Below are 15,982 nucleotides of genomic sequence, written 5' to 3' on the forward strand. Positions count from 1 at the left end.
CTGGTTTTATAAACAGTATACTGTACACATTTACAGTATCAAGCGTTGTTCTTATTTTTTCATTAAAACAAAAGTAAGTTATTGTAATTCAATTAGATTTATAAGTTTATCCAGAACTGCATCTAAGGTTTGTAAACGCACCTGAGTGCGGTCACCTGCAAATTGTTCAGACCAGCACCAACAGCTTTCACTATTTGCTATTGCCATCCACACCAAACCCACTGGTTTATCCGCTGTACCGCCTGCGGGGCCTGCAACACCACTCACAGCGATACCCCAATCGGCATCACATGCCGCTATGGCTCCAACGGCCATTTGCCGAACACAGGCTTCAGAAACTGCACCATGCTTTTCCAGTACGTCAGACTCAACCAGCAGCAACTTTTGCTTAAGGGCATTAGTATAGGTGATTAATCCACCATTAAACCAAGCAGAACTTCCCGCAACTTCGGTAATAGCGTATCCTATCCCTCCTCCGGTACAAGATTCTGCGGTGCATAATGTCTGCTGCTTCTGCTGTAGGCTTCCGCCCACTTGTTCCGCGAGTTTAAAGGTTTGCGGCGCGATTGCCGTGGTTGCTAACATAACACTGGCTCCAGATAAGAATAATCAATTATGCCTGAATTCTCTGATAAACAGATCCAATCACATACCCCAATGATGCAGCAATACCTACGGATAAAAGCGGAGCATGCTGACATGCTTTTATTCTATCGTATGGGGGACTTTTACGAACTGTTTTTTGAAGACGCGAAACGCTCAGCCCAACTGTTAGATATCTCCCTCACAGCGCGGGGTCAGAGTAATGGTGAACCTATTCCAATGGCAGGTGTTCCCTATCACGCAGTAGAAAACTATCTGGCGCGCCTGGTCAATATGGGCGAATCCGTTGCCATCTGCGAACAAATTGGCGATCCGGCAACCAGCAAAGGTCCGGTTGAAAGAAAAGTCGTGCGTATTGTCACGCCGGGAACCGTCACTGACGAGTCGCTGTTAGCGGAAAAAAGGCAAAATCTGTTAGTTGCGATTTGTCCGCTGAATCCAAAACAGCCGGAAGCGGAATACGCAATATCCAGTCTGGAGCTAAGTAGCGGCCGTTTCTGGCTAACCAAAGCTCATTCCAGTGAACAACTGGCTGCAGAAATGCAGCGTTTAGAGCCAGCCGAATTGCTCTATCCTGAGTCTATTTCCTTGGCCGGACTACCTTTAGCAAAAGCGAAATGCAAACGCCGACCGGCCTGGGAGTTTGAACAACAAACCGCTTTTATGCTGCTTACTCGCCAGTTTGGCACTCAGCATTTAGAAGGCTTCGGTATCAAAAATAATGAGCCTACCCTGGCAGCCGCCGGTGCTATTCTGCATTATGTAAAAGAAACTCAACGCGCCGCCCTGCCTCACATTCAGGCGCTAATAACGGAACATCCGCAAGACGCTATTATTCTCGACGCAGCAACACGCAGAAACCTTGAGCTGCAGCAAAGCATGGGCGAAGGCGATACACACCTTTCAGCTGTACTGGACAAAACCGTTTCAGCTATGGGAAGCCGCCAGTTCCAGCGTTGGCTGCAGCGCCCTATTCGGAACCATCAGGAACTTAACCAGCGTTATGATGCTGTCGACGCATTAAAAGAAAATCTGAATTTTGAAAATATACAGCTAACATTAAAACAGTTAGCCGATATTGAACGTATTGTTGCCCGTGTGGGCTTACGAAGCGCGCGTCCGAAAGACTTTGCACGCTTGCGCGACAGCCTGGCTAAAATACCGGAAGTCAGAGCGTCTTTATCTCACCGTTCGCTGAGTTATCTGCACGACATTATTGAACCCTTTCCAGAAGTGGTCGACTTGCTGACTAAAGCCGTTATTGAGCAGCCACCTTTATTGATTCGCGACGGCGGTGTTATTGCCGAAGGATACGACAAGGAACTCGATGAATTGCGCGATCTTGCAACGGGTGCTACCGACTACCTGAAACAACTGGAGCAGCGTGAACGTGAGAGAAGTGGTATCGCCACATTAAAAGTTGGCTATAACAGAGTTCACGGCTACTTTATTGAGGTCAGCCGGCAGTCGTCAGAAGCGGTACCCGATGACTATCAGCGTCGCCAGACACTAAAAAATACAGAGCGCTATATTATTCCAGAGTTAAAGGAGCACGAAGACAAAGTTCTGAATGCTCAGGCGCGTTCTCTGGCCAGAGAAAAATGGCTTTACGACCAACTCTTTGAGCACTTACTGCCGCAGGTGACTGCATTGCAAAAAAGTGCTTCGGGTCTGGCTCAACTCGATACCTTGTGCTGTTTTGCACGGCTGGCTGACAATTATCGTTATTGCCGCCCGCAACTGCAAAAGGAAACCAGCTTAATTGAACTGGAAGCTGCCCGTCATCCGGTTATTGAACAACTGAGCGATGAGCCTTTTATTGCTAACCCCATGTCGCTGACGCCGCAGCAGCGCATGCTGATGATAACCGGCCCTAACATGGGTGGTAAATCGACTTACATGCGACAAGCCGCGTTAATCGTTATTTTGGCGCACATGGGCTGCTACGTACCGGCTGATAAGGCAATTATTGGCGACATCGACCGTATCTTTACTCGTATTGGTGCCTCTGACGATTTAGCCTCAGGCCGTTCGACTTTTATGGTAGAAATGACAGAAACCGCGAACATTCTGCATAACGCCACGGCAAAAAGCCTGGTGCTTATGGATGAAATTGGTCGTGGCACTTCAACTTATGACGGTTTGTCACTGGCTTGGTCTTGTGCCGATTACCTGTCCCGACAACTCCAGTGCCTGACCTTATTCGCCACTCATTACTTTGAGTTAACGGAATTGGCAGAAGAGTTACCAGCCACGGTAAACGTGCATGTTGATGCGAAAGAGCATGGCGATACCATTGCTTTTTTACATAAAGTCAGCCCTGGAGCAGCCAGCCAGAGCTTTGGCTTGCAAGTGGCTAAACTGGCCGGGGTTCCGGAGCATGTCATTCATAAAGCAAAACAAAAGTTGTCCGAACTGGAGCATACTCACCATGGTGGTTTAAACGAACCCAAACAAGCCACTATGGAGCTCACTCCTCCACCTGAAGCTATCCCGTCTCATACAGAAAAACGCAACCCACTGCTTGATGAGCTGGAACAACTGGACATTAATGATCTGACTCCGAAGCAGGCGCTGGATATTCTTTACCAATGGCAACAGAAACAAAAAGGCTCAACACAAAGTTGAGCCTTTTAAAGCTTTAAATACTTTTAGTAACTGCTATTTTTACTGAGCAGTAAATAGTGAGTCTAACGTTAGGCCTTGCTGTTTTAACGAATCGCGTAATTTACGCAGAGCTTCCACTTGTATCTGCCGGACTCGCTCACGCGTAAGGCCTATTTCACGACCAACATCCTCCAGAGTCGAAGGCTCATAGCCCATCAGCCCAAAGCGGCGAGCCAGCACCTCACGTTGTTTCTGATTTAACGACTGCAGCCATTCAGTGATATTCCCTTTCAGGTTTTCATCCTGCAAGACACCTTCCGGTCCGGTATCAGCATCATCGGTGAGGATATCCAACAAGGCTTTGTCGTTATCACCGCCTATAGGCGTATCTACCGAACCAATGCGTTCATTCAGACGCAACATTTTAGTGATATCACCCACGGGCTTATTGAGGCTTTTAGCAATGTCTTCGGCGGTTGGTTCGTGATCCAGTTTATGCGCAAGTTCACGGGCAGCACGAAGATACACGTTAAGCTCTTTAACGACGTGAATCGGCAGTCTAATGGTGCGCGTCTGGTTCATAATTGCGCGCTCAATAGTTTGTCGTATCCACCAGGTAGCGTAAGTTGAGAAGCGGAACCCGCGTTCAGGGTCGAATTTTTCAACCGCCCGGATAAGGCCGAGGTTACCTTCTTCAACTAAATCTAATAAAGGCAGTCCCCGATTAGAATAGCGACGGGCAATTTTAACAACCAGCCTCAGGTTACTCTCAATCATACGACGGCGGGCTGCCTTGTCGCCTTTTAACGCACGACGGGAATAAAAGACTTCCTCTTCAGCAGTCAGTAATGGAGAGAAACCGATTTCTCCCAGATATAGCTGCGTCGCGTCCATCTTCTTTTGATATTGAGTTGAAGACGAGGATAGCGCCTCTTCTAACTCTTCTGCTGCACTGTCCGTGCTATCTACAATAGACTCATCTTCATTAGCTTCGACGTTTTCAACTGCTTCTTCCTTTATGCGGCTCATAACAAGCTCCTGTTATACTGAACACCGTGTTACAACACACGTCGACTTCCTTATCTTGTTATTATTATTCCCACATGACTAGCGAGATTTGGGTAAGTAATGCCTCGGATTGACCGACTTACCACGGAAACGAACTTCAAAATGCAATTTCACCCGAGAACTACCGGAGTCTCCCATACGTCCGATAGTCTCACCTACGTCCACCCATTCTTTTTCCTTCACCAGAATGTCTTCGTTGTGAGCATAGGCAGTAATAAAATCATCGTTATGTTTCAAAATGATTAAATTACCAAACCCGTGTAATGCGCTTCCGACATAAACCACTTTCCCTGCCGCCGCAGCGTTAACTGAATCTCCCCTGCTACCGGCAAAGTCTATTCCTTTATTGCCTTGTTCACGCAACGAGAAATCGGCTATTACTTTCCCCGATGAAGGCCAACGCCAAACAATATTATTATTGCTCGGTAGCACCACTTCAGGCCGCTCAATTCGCTGTCTCGGTTGGCTATTGCTACCCTTATCGGTTTGTTTTGCAACCATTTTTCTTGTGCTTGTTTTTTGACCATACCCTTTCTGTTTCTTATTAGCAACGGGCGTTTTTATATTATTTTGTGCGTTATCAGAGGCTTTTTTATTCTGTTTAGCACTAGCTGTTCGCTGCGCCTTTCTGGCTGTGGTGGCGCCCCGTTGCGGCGCGCTTTCCAGACTCAATTTTTGTCCCGGATAAATAGTGTAAGGTTTTTGTAAATTATTGATTTGGGCAATATCCTGGACATCCAGGTTAGCCCGAAAAGCTATTGAATAGAGTGTTTCTCCGGGCTGAACTTCATACTCTTTTTCGTTAATGGAGTTGGCTTCAAAATCGAGGTAAGTTTTACCAGTATAAAGCTCTTCGACTGGAGCAGGTGCCGACCGACCACTACAAGCCTGCAGTAGAGTTATGGCAAACACCAATAATACAGATTGCTTAATTGCCCCGGACGATACCAACATCATTTATACCAACTGCGCTATTACGTACCCAATAATAACCAGTATTACCAGTGTCCAGCCAATGCGGTCAACATATTCACGGAGTTTTACGCCCATTTCCGGACCACCAGTACGTAATAACCAGGCCACCAGATAAAAGCGCATGCCGCGACTAATAGCCGATGCAATAACAAAAGGAAAAAACGCTATCTGCATAACACCGGCAGTTACCGTAAATAATTTATAAGGAATGGGAGAAAAGCCTGCAATAAACACTATCCAGACGCCCCAGTCCGCAAACCAACCCTGAACAGTAACTAGCTTCGACTCGTAGCCAAGTGCCTCAACCGCTGGCAGAACTAATGATTCATAAGCCCAATAGCCCAGAAAGTAGCCTAAAATTCCGCCTGCTACTGAGGCAACTGTCGTCAGAAACGCTAATCGCCAAGCTCTTTTAGGCTGAGTCATTGCCATTGGCGCCAGCATGACATCGGGTGGAATAGGAAATATCACCGATTCCGCAAAACTCAACAGACCAAGAATAATGTCTGCTCTGGGATGCTGAGTCCAGGATAATACTTTATCGTACAGTGCGGAGAACAGCTTCAAACGACATCTCCCTTAACTAAAGGCACGAAACGCACATCACCAATACGCTGTTGCTCCAGCGAATCACCAAAGCGACGCATAACGACAAGGCTCTGCGATTGGTGCTGCTCGCCGACCGGAATAATCATCACGCCGCCGTCGGCAAGCTGATCGACTAAATCCTGAGGTATGTCGCTGGCCGCGGCGGTAACAATAATGCCGTCGAACGGACCTTTGCTGCGCCAGCCCTTCCAGCCATCACCATGACGCATAGCAACATTATGTAAATCCAGCTGACGCATGCGGCGCTTGGCCTGATACTGCAACGTAGCAATGCGCTCAACACTAAAGACTTTATCAACCAACTGAGCCAGAACCGCCGTCTGATAGCCTGAGCCGGTGCCTATCTCCAGCACATTTTTACAATGATGCTGCATTAATAACTGCGTCATTGTTGCCACCATTAATGGCTGCGAAATTGTCTGCCCATTACCAATGGGCAGCGCCGTATTTTCATAGGCTTTGTGAGCTAACGACTCGGGCATAAACAGATGTCTTGGGGTTTCAGATATCACCCGTAAAACCTCTTTGTTGGTAATACCGAGAGCCTCTAATTGTTGAATCAGTCGCTTAACCCGCGACTGCCCATTACTAATCATCATTTTTGTTGTTCTAACCAGTCTGTCAGTGTATCGGTGTGGCGTTGAGCCGTCATATCCAGGCTTAACGGTGTAATTGAGATATAACCTTCATGAATCGCGGTAAAGTCGGTATTAGGCTCATCACTTGCATGATGCCCAATGGGTCCATACCAAAAGATTTCGCTGCCAAAAGGGTCACGGTCGTGAACCATAGTCTCTGCGCGATGCCGACGTCCCAATTTAGTCACCCGGGTACCTTTTAACTTATCGTAGGTCGTGTAAGGCACATTGATATTCAGTACAGTATCAAGCCGCAGCGGATCGTTTTCCATATTTGCGACAATTTCTGCCACGACCCGCCCGGCGGTATCATAGTAGTCGTGTCCACGACCACCCATCGATACTGCAATGGCAGGCAGTCCCATAAAGCGCCCTTCCATCGCGGCCGCCACCGTGCCTGAGTACAACACATCGTCACCCATATTAGGGCTGTCATTAATACCCGACACGACTAAATCTACGTCTTCAGCCATCGGCGAGTTAGTGCCTAAATGAACACAGTCTGTGGGCGTACCATTAACAGAATAGAAACCATTATCCAGCCGACGCACCCGCAAAGGATTATGTAAGGTTAACGAATTACTGGCACCACTGCAGTTACGGTCCGGAGCTATCACTCGTACATCTGCCACTTCTTTTAAAGCCTGGTACAACGCGAGAATACCCGGCGCATGCACGCCGTCATCATTACTTAATAAAATTTTCATCATCTGGATTCACCACTTAAGTCGACAATTTCATTCAATACGGTTGTTGCATAAGCACCGGACGGAAGCGTAAAGCGAAGCTCTGCGTCCTTGCCCTGCCAACTAATTTCGGGGTTTTCTACGCGCAACAGAATAGTCCGGCGAGCCGCCTCTACGCGCAGCTTTCTGAGCGCCTGTAACCAACTATCGAACGGTTGTAATAAACTTTGTTCAAAGGCGTCGGCTTCCCCTTTCACTAAGGGTTTATTTGTGCTTCCTGCTAGAGGTGCCGTTAAGTAAATATTGTTATTTGCCAGCCGCTGTTTAAGTTCGTCGTCCCATTGCTCTACGGTAAAAACCGACTGCGAGCCTTCCAGCATGACACAATCACCAGTCAAAGTTCCTTCTATACCAAACTGACGTATTCGCTCAGCTACTATCTCGTTGAATAAATAGCTGCGCAGTGCAGACAAATAGAGGCTTCGCTTGCTGCGGCTGATACGCGGGGGGCGGCTCGCCATAAGCCAGCGCTCAGCTTGTGCAACGTTATCTCCGCTGCGGCCAAAGCGCTGTTCGCCAAAATAATTTATTACGCCCTGCTCACTCACACCTTGCCAGAGGTTTTCAAGTGCCTCGCGGGAGCTGACATTAGCTAACCTGATAACGAAGCGGTTCGCACGGTGAAACCCCGTCTTTAATTTCTTGGTTCTGCGTATTATTCGCTCAACCGACATTTCTTCATCGTTTAACTCATTCCAGTTAAGCGTTTCTTTGCCGGGTAGTTGAATGGAAAACCATTGCCAGGTCACTGCCTGGCGATCTTTTAATCCGGAATAACTGACATTTCTTTCTGATACTCCGGCAAACCGGGCTATTTTTTCTGCACAAAAATTTGTATTAGCCCCGGTTTTTCTAACCCAAAGCCACTGGTGCTCACCTTCACCGTCATCAATAACATCCAACTGCTCAATAACCTGAAAATCTTCCGGCGTCTGTTTAAATTCGGCCTGCGGTCTGTCGCCTTTATGTAAACGCGGTAAATCAGCCAAAGACACTTGTGAGGGTGCCAACATTAAAATGACTCCATCAGAACCACAGCATGACAGGCAATACCCTCTTCACGCCCCACAAAGCCTAATTTTTCTGTCGTTGTCGCTTTAACATTCACATTGTCGATGCAGGTTTTTAAACACTGGGCAATGCTGGACCGCATATCGTCAATATGTGGTGCCATTTTCGGAGCCTGAGCTACAATGGTTACGTCAATGTTACCCGTCTTAAACTCTTTTTCCTGACATAGACTTACGGCATGACTCAGCAATTCGGCACTATCCGCCCCGGCATAGCGTTCATCGGTATCAGGAAAGTGCTGGCCAATATCACCTAACGCTAAAGCGCCTAATACCGCGTCGGTGACAGCATGCAGAACAACATCTCCGTCGGAATGAGCGACAAGTCCCTGATGATGCTCAATTTCAACACCACCTAAAATCAAAGGCTTATCAGAGCCCCAACGATGAACGTCATAACCATGACCAACACGGATTTTCATGAACGATGCCCTCTTTAATTTTTATGATCATTATTGTCCGCTAATAACCAGTCGCGAACACATTCAAAATCTTCCGGGTGAGTCACTTTTAAGTTGCGGATAGAGCCAGGAATAAGCGCCGGCTGGAAACCACACCACTGCATAGCAGAAGCTTCATCAGTTAACTGAGGGTTTAATGCCCCCATATGCTCTATGGCTTGTTGTAAACGCTCTGCATTAAAAACTTGTGGTGTCTGCGCCTGCCACAAGGCCTCCCGATCAACACTGGATTCTATATGGGTAACACCGGTTTCATCATTGACAGAGATAACAGCGCGTTTTAAGGAATCTCTTACCGGAATGGCAAGAATTGCGCCTTGAGGGTCCTTTAATCCGGTATTAATGACCGCTGTTAATGCCTTTTTTGGTAGGCATGGACGTGCTGCGTCATGTACCAGCACATGGGTAGCCCCTTGCGAAACAGCAACTTTAACTCCAGCCAATACGGATTCAGCGCGGCTGTTGCCGCCTGTCACAAAATGAACCTTTGTTGGCAGGCTCTTTTTAAGTTCAATAAGGTATTCAGCATTAGAGTCAGAAACCGCAACGAAAACCTGTTCAACCCGCGCATCCTTTAATACGGCTTCGATGCTGTACTCCAGCAAAGTCCGGTTAGCGACCATCAGAAACTGCTTAGGGATGTTAGCCTGCATCCGGCTTCCGCTGCCAGCCGCAGGGATCACAGCCATTAACGAATCAATCTGGCTTTGTGCGTGGCTTTCAGACTCACTCTTCATCTCGCTCACCCGCTCAGGCTATGGATTACGATCAGGTACAAGACGGAAGAAAACTTCATCCTTTTTTACCATCCCTAGTTCGTTACGGGCACGCTCCTCCAGCGCATCTTCCCCTTCGCGCAAATCTTCAATATCTGCGTAAATGAGTTGATTACGTCTTTCCAGATTTTCATTCGTATTTTTCTGATTGCTGACTTCTTGCTGCAACCGCCAATAATCCGGTAGGCTATTTTTGCCAAACCACAGACGGTATTGTAACGCAAGGAACAAGGCCAACAACACGACCAGAGTCACCCGCATGCTCAGCTCCGTTGTTTTTCCTGTTATCATTATGAAGACTATTGACGTGACTGAAAAGCCGTTTTCAGCATTATAAGACAAAAGAGGTTCATTTGGAGTATTTCGCTGCCGCAATAGTATTTTTCTTCGCAGCTTTGGTTCAGGGGGTAAGCGGTTTTGGCTCCGGTTTGTTAGCCGTCCCAATTCTGGCGCTGTGGTTCCCTATTAGCGTACTTACGCCTGCACTGTCTGTCATTAATATCGTGATTGGCGGCTGGATCTACTGGAAAAACAGAGAGGCGGCTCGCCCATCTCAGTGGAAATGGTTAATTTTTTCAGGCGTCATTGCTTCTCTGGTATCGGGATCTTTGCTGTTAAGCGTAAACGAACAGTTTATTAAACTGATTCTTGGTTTTGTCATACTGGCTGTTGCGCTCGCTTTGGCTAGCGGTAAACAACTCTCTACTGCTGAACATGCGCCCGGACATATTGCGGTAGGTACAGGCTCTGGCTTGCTCAACGGGTTAATGACATTAGGCGGGCCTCCTATTGTTTTATTTCTGGCCAATGCCCGTATCCCAAAACAACAGTTTCGCGCTACACTCAGTCTGTTTTTCTGCTGCATTGCCATGGCAAACGTCGCTAACTTCTCACGCCAGTCTATTTACGCAGAGCCCCATCTCTATCTGGTACTCGCTTTACTACCTTGTGCGCTTATAGGCGCCAGCGTGGGACAAAGACTTCAACAGCATGTATCAGAACAACGTTTTAGACAATTTACTCTGGCACTAATGATACTTTCGGGACTCAGTGTCGTATTGCAAAGTATTAAATAGTTTTAGTACTCCCGCCAACGGCTCTGGTAAAATTAAATTTATGCTTGAAACCCTGTACGCATTTTTCGATTTGGGTCAATTTTCCCAGTCCCCTATAAATGGCTCCCATAACCCGGGGTTAGTCATACTCTCCTATTGCGTCGCGCTGCTAGCTTCTTATACCGCGATACTCACACTGGAACGTGTACAAATATATCAGGCTAAGGTTGCTCGCTACAGTTGGTTAATTGTCAGCGCAGTTATCTCTGGCGTTGGTGTCTGGAGTATGCATTTTATTGGCATGCTGGCTTTTGAGCTTCACCTGCCCATGAGTCATAGCGTGTTGTTAACGCTTATTTCAGTTGTTCCTGCCATTGTCGGCAGCTTTATAGCAATGAAAATTCAAATGTCTTTGTCATCGGTGCGTGCAACACTCATCGCCGGAACTGTTTTGGGCGCCGGTATTGGCCTGATGCACTATACCGGAATGGCTGCAATGGAAATGTCAGCTCACCTTCGTTATGACCCTCTCTGGTTTGTACTTTCGGTATTTGTCGCCGTATCGTTGGGCATCATAGCTTTATTGGCATATCGCCATTATAAAAAATCGGAAAGAACCAGCTGGTTCAGGCGCAGAAGCGCACAAATTGTTGTTGCCGCCATTATTGCTCTGGCTATTTCTGGTATGCACTATACCGCCATGATAGCAGCCAATTTTTACCCTACCCGGGCACCCGATGCGGTATTCAGCGGCCATGGCAACTGGCTGGCTTACGTTGTCGGAATTGGCTCGTGCTTAACCGCTATAATGGCCATTATAGCCTCTCAGATAGACAGACGCTTGCAACAACAGCAAAAGTTAGCCCAAATGTCTGCAGAGCAACTTTATGAAGTTATTAGTGCCATAGATGACGGCTTGCTGCTATTCGACGAACACAACCGTGTTTTGTTAGCGAATCAGGCATTTACGCGACTTACCGGAGATGACCTGGAACGAATAAAAGGCAGTAAACTCAATATTGAAGACTATATTGAGCGCTCAGATAAGTTACTGGAGAATATTAAGAACTCACTAGCCCGCAGAGTTGCCTGGCAAGGTAAAGTTAATGTAAGAAAACGTTCTGGTACGACTTTCCCTGTTCGCTTAAGTATTTCAAAAGTACGCTATAACCAACAGAAAGAACGACATTTTGTAGCAACGGTCACAGACATTAGTGCAGAAGTTGAATCCAGTGAACGTATTCGTTATCTGGCTTACAACGATGCGTTAACCGGGTTAGCGAACCGCCGCTCTTTGTTGGATCATTTGCAAGATCAGCTCGCAACTTATAAAGAAGCAGGCCAAAACGGCGCGTTAATTCTCTGTGATATCGATAAATTTAAAATACTGAATAACACCCTGGGTTCGGATATGGGTGATTTACTGTTAAAACGCGTGGCAGAAAGGCTGCAAAGTTCGACGAAAGCCAACTCATTCCTGGCGCGTTTGAGCGCGAACGAATTCGCGGTCGTGCTAACCGGACTTGAGCGTGGTAATTCAGTCAATATAAAACAGCAATTGCTGACCCGAATTTATCAATTGCTGGATCAACTGCAACAGCCCTATCAGCTCAACAGCTACACGCACCTTTGCTCCTTTAGCGCAGGCGCTTCCTTGTTTGACGACAGCGAATCAAATGCTGAAACCTTAATGACCCAGTCAGGCCTGGCATTATCTCACTCAAAACGCAAAGGTACGGGAGAAGTCTCACTGTTTCGTCAGGAGTTTGCTGATGCAGTAAGTAAGCGAGTCAAACTGGAAGAGCAACTGCGTAATGCAATAAAACAGAACGAATTCGAACTTTATCTGCAACCTCAGGTAAATATTGAGTCAAAGCCCACCGGAGCTGAGGCGCTCATCCGCTGGAAACAAAGTGATGGCCGCTTTGTTTCTCCTGCTGACTTCATTCCTTTAGCCGAGGAAACCGGCTTAATTGTTCCTTTAGGGTACTGGATTACTGAGCGTGCCTGCCAAATTCTCCAGCAATGGCAACAGAGCCCTGAAAAAGCAAAGATGCAACTGTCGATTAACGTCAGTGCCAAACAGTTTCAGCAGCCCGAGTTTGTTGAGCAGGTTCAACTTCTGGTAGAGAAGTACGAGATACGGCCTCATCGGTTAAAGCTAGAGCTCACTGAGAGTTTGCTGATGGATGACATTTCCAGCGTAACCAATAAAATAAAGCAATTAAAGCGCCTTGGGATTGAGTTCGCACTGGATGACTTCGGTACGGGTTACTCGTCGCTTTCTTATCTTATGCAAATTCCGTTCGACACCCTGAAAATTGACGTATCTTTCGTACGTAACATGCTGGATAGTATGGAAAAGGCTCAAATTGTTTACACTATTATTCAGCTAGGAGAAAGCCTTAAACTGAATATTGTTGCTGAGGGAGTAGAAACCGAAGAACAGTTTAATTATTTGGCGCGACTAAATTGCGATACCTTTCAAGGTTACCTGTTCAGCAAACCCGTACCTGAGTCTGAATTTCTGGCAGATAAGACAGCCCCATAGCTTAACGTAACTGGCTGTCTTTACTTCCACGCCGGTTAAAACCCGCTTTGTTTGAGTCCTGCTTGTCGAGTTCCGCCTGACATTCCACACACAGACGAACACCAGGAATCGCTTTGCGCCTGGCCTCCGGAATAGGCTCGCCACATTCTTCGCAAAACTCCAGACTTTCCCCGCCGGTAAGTTTGCTGCGTACACGTTTTACTTCATCTTCGGTACTGGCATCAATTTGTTCCTGTACGGCACCATCGTGCGACCAGCCACCCGCCATATACAACTCCTTAGAAAAATGGAGAACACAAACAGACGCTGAGTCTGATACATTAACTATAACGTAAAAATACATTGCTATTCAGGTTTTACCTATAAGAAACGCCTATGAAACTTATTTATACCCATGAAAACAAACTATTAGTGGAAAACGCCCGTAACCTATTACAAATGGAAGGCATTGAAACAGTTATGAAAAATGAGTTTTCCAGTGGCGCCGCTGGTGATTTAGCGCCATTGGATACCTGGCCTGAATTATGGCTTGTTGATGATACTCAACTCGCTGTCGCAAAAACACTGATTGAAAATATGGAAGAACAAGCGAACGGCCCGGACTGGCGTTGCAATAATTGTCAGGAAATTAACGGAGCCGCTTTTGAAGTATGCTGGAGTTGCGGAAACCCGGCTTAACCAAATCATACGGAACAAAAGGAGACATAAAATGAACGGAAGTGAAACTTATACAATGGCTTATTGGGGCGTACTCATTGCTCTGGTCATTTTGCTGGTTCAATGGGTTATTGCCAGCGGTCAAAAAGCGAAACAACCCGGTGCCGTTCCGGGTAAAATCGACGACTCACTGAGTCATTCATCTTTTGTGTTTCGTGCTCACCGCACGCTAATGAACTCGTTAGAAAACTATCCGCTGATGCTGGGCACAGTATTTCTGGCCTTCTTCATAGGTGTCAGCGCTTTCTGGACAGGGATATTTATCTGGATTTTCGCTATTGCTCGCTTAATTCACATGGTTCTTTACTACGCCATAGCAACGGAGAAAAACCCCAGCCCCCGCAGCTATTTCTTTATGATTGGGCTAGCAGCTAACGTTGCTTTGCTTATTTTGTGCGGTGTCACTCTGGTTTAAAAGCCGTTAAATTTTTTCTGGGCTGATCACACATCAGACCATTCTCTTAACAGGTTATGAAACACCTTAGTCAGGCGATCAAAGTTTTCAGACTTACCGTTTGCATCAAACTCAGCTTTCAACGATTGTTCTATATCAAAGAGTAGCTCCCTGTAATTCGGCTGTTTAACCAAGCTTTGCACCCAGCCTATCATTGCCAGCCGGGAACCTTTAGTCACCGGATTAACCCGATGCAGGTAATGGCTCGGATACATAAGAATATCCCCCTGCCCAAGCCGCCAGCTCCGCTCACCACTGGCATCCTCAATAACCAGCTCTCCGCCTTCAAAATCCGATAAGGGTGACAAACCCAGCGTAAAAGAAATATCGGTTCTTACCCCGTTCATTAAGGAGTCGTCCATGTGGGTACCGTAGTACTCTCCCTGCTGATATCGGTTTATAGTCACCCGCGCCACCTGCTTTGGCCGCATAACCGATTGCACCAGAGCGTTTTGCTGAAGCCTGTCCAGCAGCACTTGTGTAGCTGCCTCAGACTTTTTACCCGACAGTTGCTGGTTATTTTTTACATCTTTCGCTGCCCAGCCTGCGGTTTTCTTACCATCACTAAACTGCCCGGCATCAAGGCCTGCAACAATACTCTTTACCGTATCTGTATCTACGGCATTGCTAATTTGTAATATCATTATTCCACACTTCTAACTTGCGAATAGTTATCATTTCTGCAAATATACATTAGTTAACTCTCGCAAAAAAGCATACTAAGGTCTTTATATGTTTGAAAAGAAAAAAGTTTGGCTTGGCGTTGGCAGTGTTCTGGCCACCACCGTAGCAGCATCACAGGTAACAGCAGCGCCACTGACTCAACCGGGCGCGGCACCTTCCATGTTCATGGCTGCCCCTATGGCAGAAGGCGAAATGGCCGCTCCTGAAATTGATTTAAACACCAATGACACGGCTTTTCTGGCTCAACTCGGTTTTATTCGCGGCCATTTATGGGTGGGAATGAAACTGTACGAGCAAGGCCACATTGAAATGGCTAAAACTCACATGAAACACCCGGGTGACGAGCTCTATAGTGGTCTCACTGAAGCATTTGAAGCACGCGGCTTACCCGGATTTGCCGAACCGTTAAATACCCTGGCGGAAAGTGTCATTAATGATAAAAATGAAGGCACGGTCATGAGCAACTACAAGGCTCTGCTGGACTCTATCAGCGCTAATGAACCTATAGCTGACATGTCAGCTAAAGACGTCATATTGAGTGTTTCATCAATGCTAATGGTAGCCGCCGACGAGTACGCTATAGGCATTCAAAATGGCGAAGTCACTAATGTTCACGAATATCAAGACGCCATGGGCTTTAAAGAAATTGCGCTTGAACGCTTAAACCGTATTAATTATAAAGAAGCAGAAAAAGCTGAAGAAGCCATTAGCGAAACCCGCAAGGTCATCAGTAACCTTGAAAACCTCTGGCCTACTACTACCCCAGAAGGTGAATTTGAGGGAGATCCTAGTAAAATTTACGGTGCTGCCTCTCGTATTGAACTGGAAGCACGCAGCATTTAATACCTACCAACCTGCATTCGGCTTACTTCTTTTACACATAAAGGAGTAGGCCTGAGTTACCCCTTCATTTCACTCGCAAAAGCTCATTAAAGCAGTATTCTAAAGGCATCTTAAGTCAATTACGA

General features: G+C 46.7%; 18 protein-coding genes. 6 read left to right on the forward strand and 12 right to left on the reverse strand.

The genetic code is table 11. The features are described from left to right. Window positions 1–78: 78 nt before the first annotated feature. Window positions 79–585, reverse strand: coding sequence for a CinA family protein (locus IL_RS03780; RefSeq protein WP_011233995.1), 507 nt, complete (start codon window positions 583–585; stop codon window positions 79–81). Between the two features lie 30 nt (window positions 586–615). On the opposite strand from IL_RS03780, the gene mutS reads away from it, so the two are divergent. Then, window positions 616–3,231, forward strand: a complete 2,616-nt coding sequence (gene mutS, locus IL_RS03785; protein WP_041291755.1) for a DNA mismatch repair protein MutS — start codon at window positions 616–618, stop codon at window positions 3,229–3,231. Window positions 3,232–3,270: 39 nt separating this feature from the next. Here the strand turns inward: mutS and rpoS are convergent, their stop codons facing one another. From rpoS to ftsB, 9 genes are all read right to left on the reverse strand, one after another. Then, window positions 3,271–4,239: an RNA polymerase sigma factor RpoS gene (rpoS, locus tag IL_RS03790; RefSeq protein WP_011233997.1), complete on the reverse strand. Its 969-nt coding sequence runs from the start codon at window positions 4,237–4,239 to the stop codon at window positions 3,271–3,273. Between the two features lie 78 nt (window positions 4,240–4,317). Next, window positions 4,318–5,235, reverse strand: a complete 918-nt coding sequence (locus IL_RS03795) for a peptidoglycan DD-metalloendopeptidase family protein (protein WP_011233998.1) — start codon at window positions 5,233–5,235, stop codon at window positions 4,318–4,320. Continuing rightward, window positions 5,236–5,820 carry a YqaA family protein gene (locus IL_RS03800; protein ID WP_011233999.1) on the reverse strand — a complete coding sequence of 195 codons (585 nt, stop codon included), beginning with the start codon at window positions 5,818–5,820 and terminating at the stop codon, window positions 5,236–5,238. Further along, entirely contained in the window at window positions 5,817–6,458 is a 642-nt protein-coding gene (locus IL_RS03805; protein WP_011234000.1) for a protein-L-isoaspartate(D-aspartate) O-methyltransferase, read from the reverse strand. The genes IL_RS03800 and IL_RS03805 overlap by 4 nt, the downstream gene beginning before the upstream one ends. Beyond that, window positions 6,458–7,210 carry a 5'/3'-nucleotidase SurE gene (surE, locus tag IL_RS03810; RefSeq protein ID WP_011234001.1) on the reverse strand — a complete coding sequence of 251 codons (753 nt, stop codon included), beginning with the start codon at window positions 7,208–7,210 and terminating at the stop codon, window positions 6,458–6,460. Before surE ends, IL_RS03805 begins: the two co-directional genes overlap by 1 nt. Beyond that, window positions 7,207–8,259: a tRNA pseudouridine(13) synthase TruD gene (gene truD / locus IL_RS03815; protein WP_011234002.1), complete on the reverse strand. Its 1,053-nt coding sequence runs from the start codon at window positions 8,257–8,259 to the stop codon at window positions 7,207–7,209. The genes surE and truD overlap by 4 nt, the downstream gene beginning before the upstream one ends. Then, window positions 8,259–8,738: a 2-C-methyl-D-erythritol 2,4-cyclodiphosphate synthase gene (gene ispF, locus IL_RS03820; RefSeq protein WP_011234003.1), complete on the reverse strand. Its 480-nt coding sequence runs from the start codon at window positions 8,736–8,738 to the stop codon at window positions 8,259–8,261. The genes truD and ispF overlap by 1 nt, the downstream gene beginning before the upstream one ends. Window positions 8,739–8,752: 14 nt before the next feature. After that, window positions 8,753–9,514 carry a 2-C-methyl-D-erythritol 4-phosphate cytidylyltransferase gene (gene ispD, locus IL_RS03825; protein WP_011234004.1) on the reverse strand — a complete coding sequence of 254 codons (762 nt, stop codon included), beginning with the start codon at window positions 9,512–9,514 and terminating at the stop codon, window positions 8,753–8,755. Between the two features lie 18 nt (window positions 9,515–9,532). Further along, window positions 9,533–9,814 carry a cell division protein FtsB gene (gene ftsB / locus IL_RS03830; RefSeq protein ID WP_011234005.1) on the reverse strand — a complete coding sequence of 94 codons (282 nt, stop codon included), beginning with the start codon at window positions 9,812–9,814 and terminating at the stop codon, window positions 9,533–9,535. A 92-nt stretch (window positions 9,815–9,906) separates the two neighbouring features. On the opposite strand from ftsB, the gene IL_RS03835 reads away from it, so the two are divergent. Continuing rightward, window positions 9,907–10,629: a sulfite exporter TauE/SafE family protein gene (locus tag IL_RS03835; RefSeq protein ID WP_011234006.1), complete on the forward strand. Its 723-nt coding sequence runs from the start codon at window positions 9,907–9,909 to the stop codon at window positions 10,627–10,629. Window positions 10,630–10,669: 40 nt separating this feature from the next. Next, the gene (locus IL_RS03840) at window positions 10,670–13,159 is read left to right on the forward strand and encodes a bifunctional diguanylate cyclase/phosphodiesterase (protein WP_011234007.1); all 2,490 of its coding nucleotides are present in this window, start codon (window positions 10,670–10,672) and stop codon (window positions 13,157–13,159) included. A gap of 1 nt (window position 13,160) precedes the next feature. Here IL_RS03840 and IL_RS03845 read toward each other — a convergent pair whose 3' ends face one another. Continuing rightward, entirely contained in the window at window positions 13,161–13,427 is a 267-nt protein-coding gene (locus IL_RS03845) for a DksA/TraR family C4-type zinc finger protein (protein ID WP_011234008.1), read from the reverse strand. Between the two features lie 107 nt (window positions 13,428–13,534). Here IL_RS03845 and IL_RS03850 point away from each other — a divergent pair, with 107 nt between their 5' ends. Further along, window positions 13,535–13,837 carry a DUF2007 domain-containing protein gene (locus tag IL_RS03850; RefSeq protein ID WP_011234009.1) on the forward strand — a complete coding sequence of 101 codons (303 nt, stop codon included), beginning with the start codon at window positions 13,535–13,537 and terminating at the stop codon, window positions 13,835–13,837. A gap of 31 nt (window positions 13,838–13,868) precedes the next feature. Beyond that, entirely contained in the window at window positions 13,869–14,291 is a 423-nt protein-coding gene (locus IL_RS03855; RefSeq protein ID WP_011234010.1) for an MAPEG family protein, read from the forward strand. A 26-nt stretch (window positions 14,292–14,317) separates the two neighbouring features. Here the strand turns inward: IL_RS03855 and IL_RS03860 are convergent, their stop codons facing one another. Continuing rightward, window positions 14,318–14,974 carry a Fe2+-dependent dioxygenase gene (locus IL_RS03860; protein WP_011234011.1) on the reverse strand — a complete coding sequence of 219 codons (657 nt, stop codon included), beginning with the start codon at window positions 14,972–14,974 and terminating at the stop codon, window positions 14,318–14,320. Between the two features lie 88 nt (window positions 14,975–15,062). On the opposite strand from IL_RS03860, the gene IL_RS03865 reads away from it, so the two are divergent. Continuing rightward, entirely contained in the window at window positions 15,063–15,857 is a 795-nt protein-coding gene (locus IL_RS03865; protein ID WP_011234012.1) for a hypothetical protein, read from the forward strand. Window positions 15,858–15,982: the final 125 nt, after the last annotated feature.

Origin of the sequence: Idiomarina loihiensis L2TR (assembly GCF_000008465.1) — a bacterium.
Classification (GTDB): Bacteria; Pseudomonadota; Gammaproteobacteria; order Enterobacterales; family Alteromonadaceae; genus Idiomarina; species Idiomarina loihiensis.

What these genes read in the sequence shown, in the direction of transcription:
- IL_RS03860 (WP_011234011.1), bottom strand. Translation starts at nt 14,974, where the DNA reads ATGATATTACAAATTAGCAATGCCGTAGATACAGATACGGTAAAGAGT.
- IL_RS03805 (WP_011234000.1), bottom strand. Translation starts at nt 6,458, where the DNA reads ATGATTAGTAATGGGCAGTCGCGGGTTAAGCGACTGATTCAACAATTA.
- IL_RS03865 (WP_011234012.1), top strand. Translation starts at nt 15,063, where the DNA reads ATGTTTGAAAAGAAAAAAGTTTGGCTTGGCGTTGGCAGTGTTCTGGCC.
- IL_RS03780 (WP_011233995.1), bottom strand. Translation starts at nt 585, where the DNA reads ATGTTAGCAACCACGGCAATCGCGCCGCAAACCTTTAAACTCGCGGAA.
- IL_RS03845 (WP_011234008.1), bottom strand. Translation starts at nt 13,427, where the DNA reads ATGGCGGGTGGCTGGTCGCACGATGGTGCCGTACAGGAACAAATTGAT.
- truD (WP_011234002.1), bottom strand. Translation starts at nt 8,259, where the DNA reads ATGTTGGCACCCTCACAAGTGTCTTTGGCTGATTTACCGCGTTTACAT.
- ispD (WP_011234004.1), bottom strand. Translation starts at nt 9,514, where the DNA reads ATGAAGAGTGAGTCTGAAAGCCACGCACAAAGCCAGATTGATTCGTTA.
- rpoS (WP_011233997.1), bottom strand. Translation starts at nt 4,239, where the DNA reads ATGAGCCGCATAAAGGAAGAAGCAGTTGAAAACGTCGAAGCTAATGAA.
- IL_RS03850 (WP_011234009.1), top strand. Translation starts at nt 13,535, where the DNA reads ATGAAACTTATTTATACCCATGAAAACAAACTATTAGTGGAAAACGCC.
- IL_RS03855 (WP_011234010.1), top strand. Translation starts at nt 13,869, where the DNA reads ATGAACGGAAGTGAAACTTATACAATGGCTTATTGGGGCGTACTCATT.
- surE (WP_011234001.1), bottom strand. Translation starts at nt 7,210, where the DNA reads ATGATGAAAATTTTATTAAGTAATGATGACGGCGTGCATGCGCCGGGT.
- ftsB (WP_011234005.1), bottom strand. Translation starts at nt 9,814, where the DNA reads ATGCGGGTGACTCTGGTCGTGTTGTTGGCCTTGTTCCTTGCGTTACAA.
- IL_RS03840 (WP_011234007.1), top strand. Translation starts at nt 10,670, where the DNA reads ATGCTTGAAACCCTGTACGCATTTTTCGATTTGGGTCAATTTTCCCAG.
- mutS (WP_041291755.1), top strand. Translation starts at nt 616, where the DNA reads ATGCCTGAATTCTCTGATAAACAGATCCAATCACATACCCCAATGATG.
- ispF (WP_011234003.1), bottom strand. Translation starts at nt 8,738, where the DNA reads ATGAAAATCCGTGTTGGTCATGGTTATGACGTTCATCGTTGGGGCTCT.
- IL_RS03795 (WP_011233998.1), bottom strand. Translation starts at nt 5,235, where the DNA reads ATGATGTTGGTATCGTCCGGGGCAATTAAGCAATCTGTATTATTGGTG.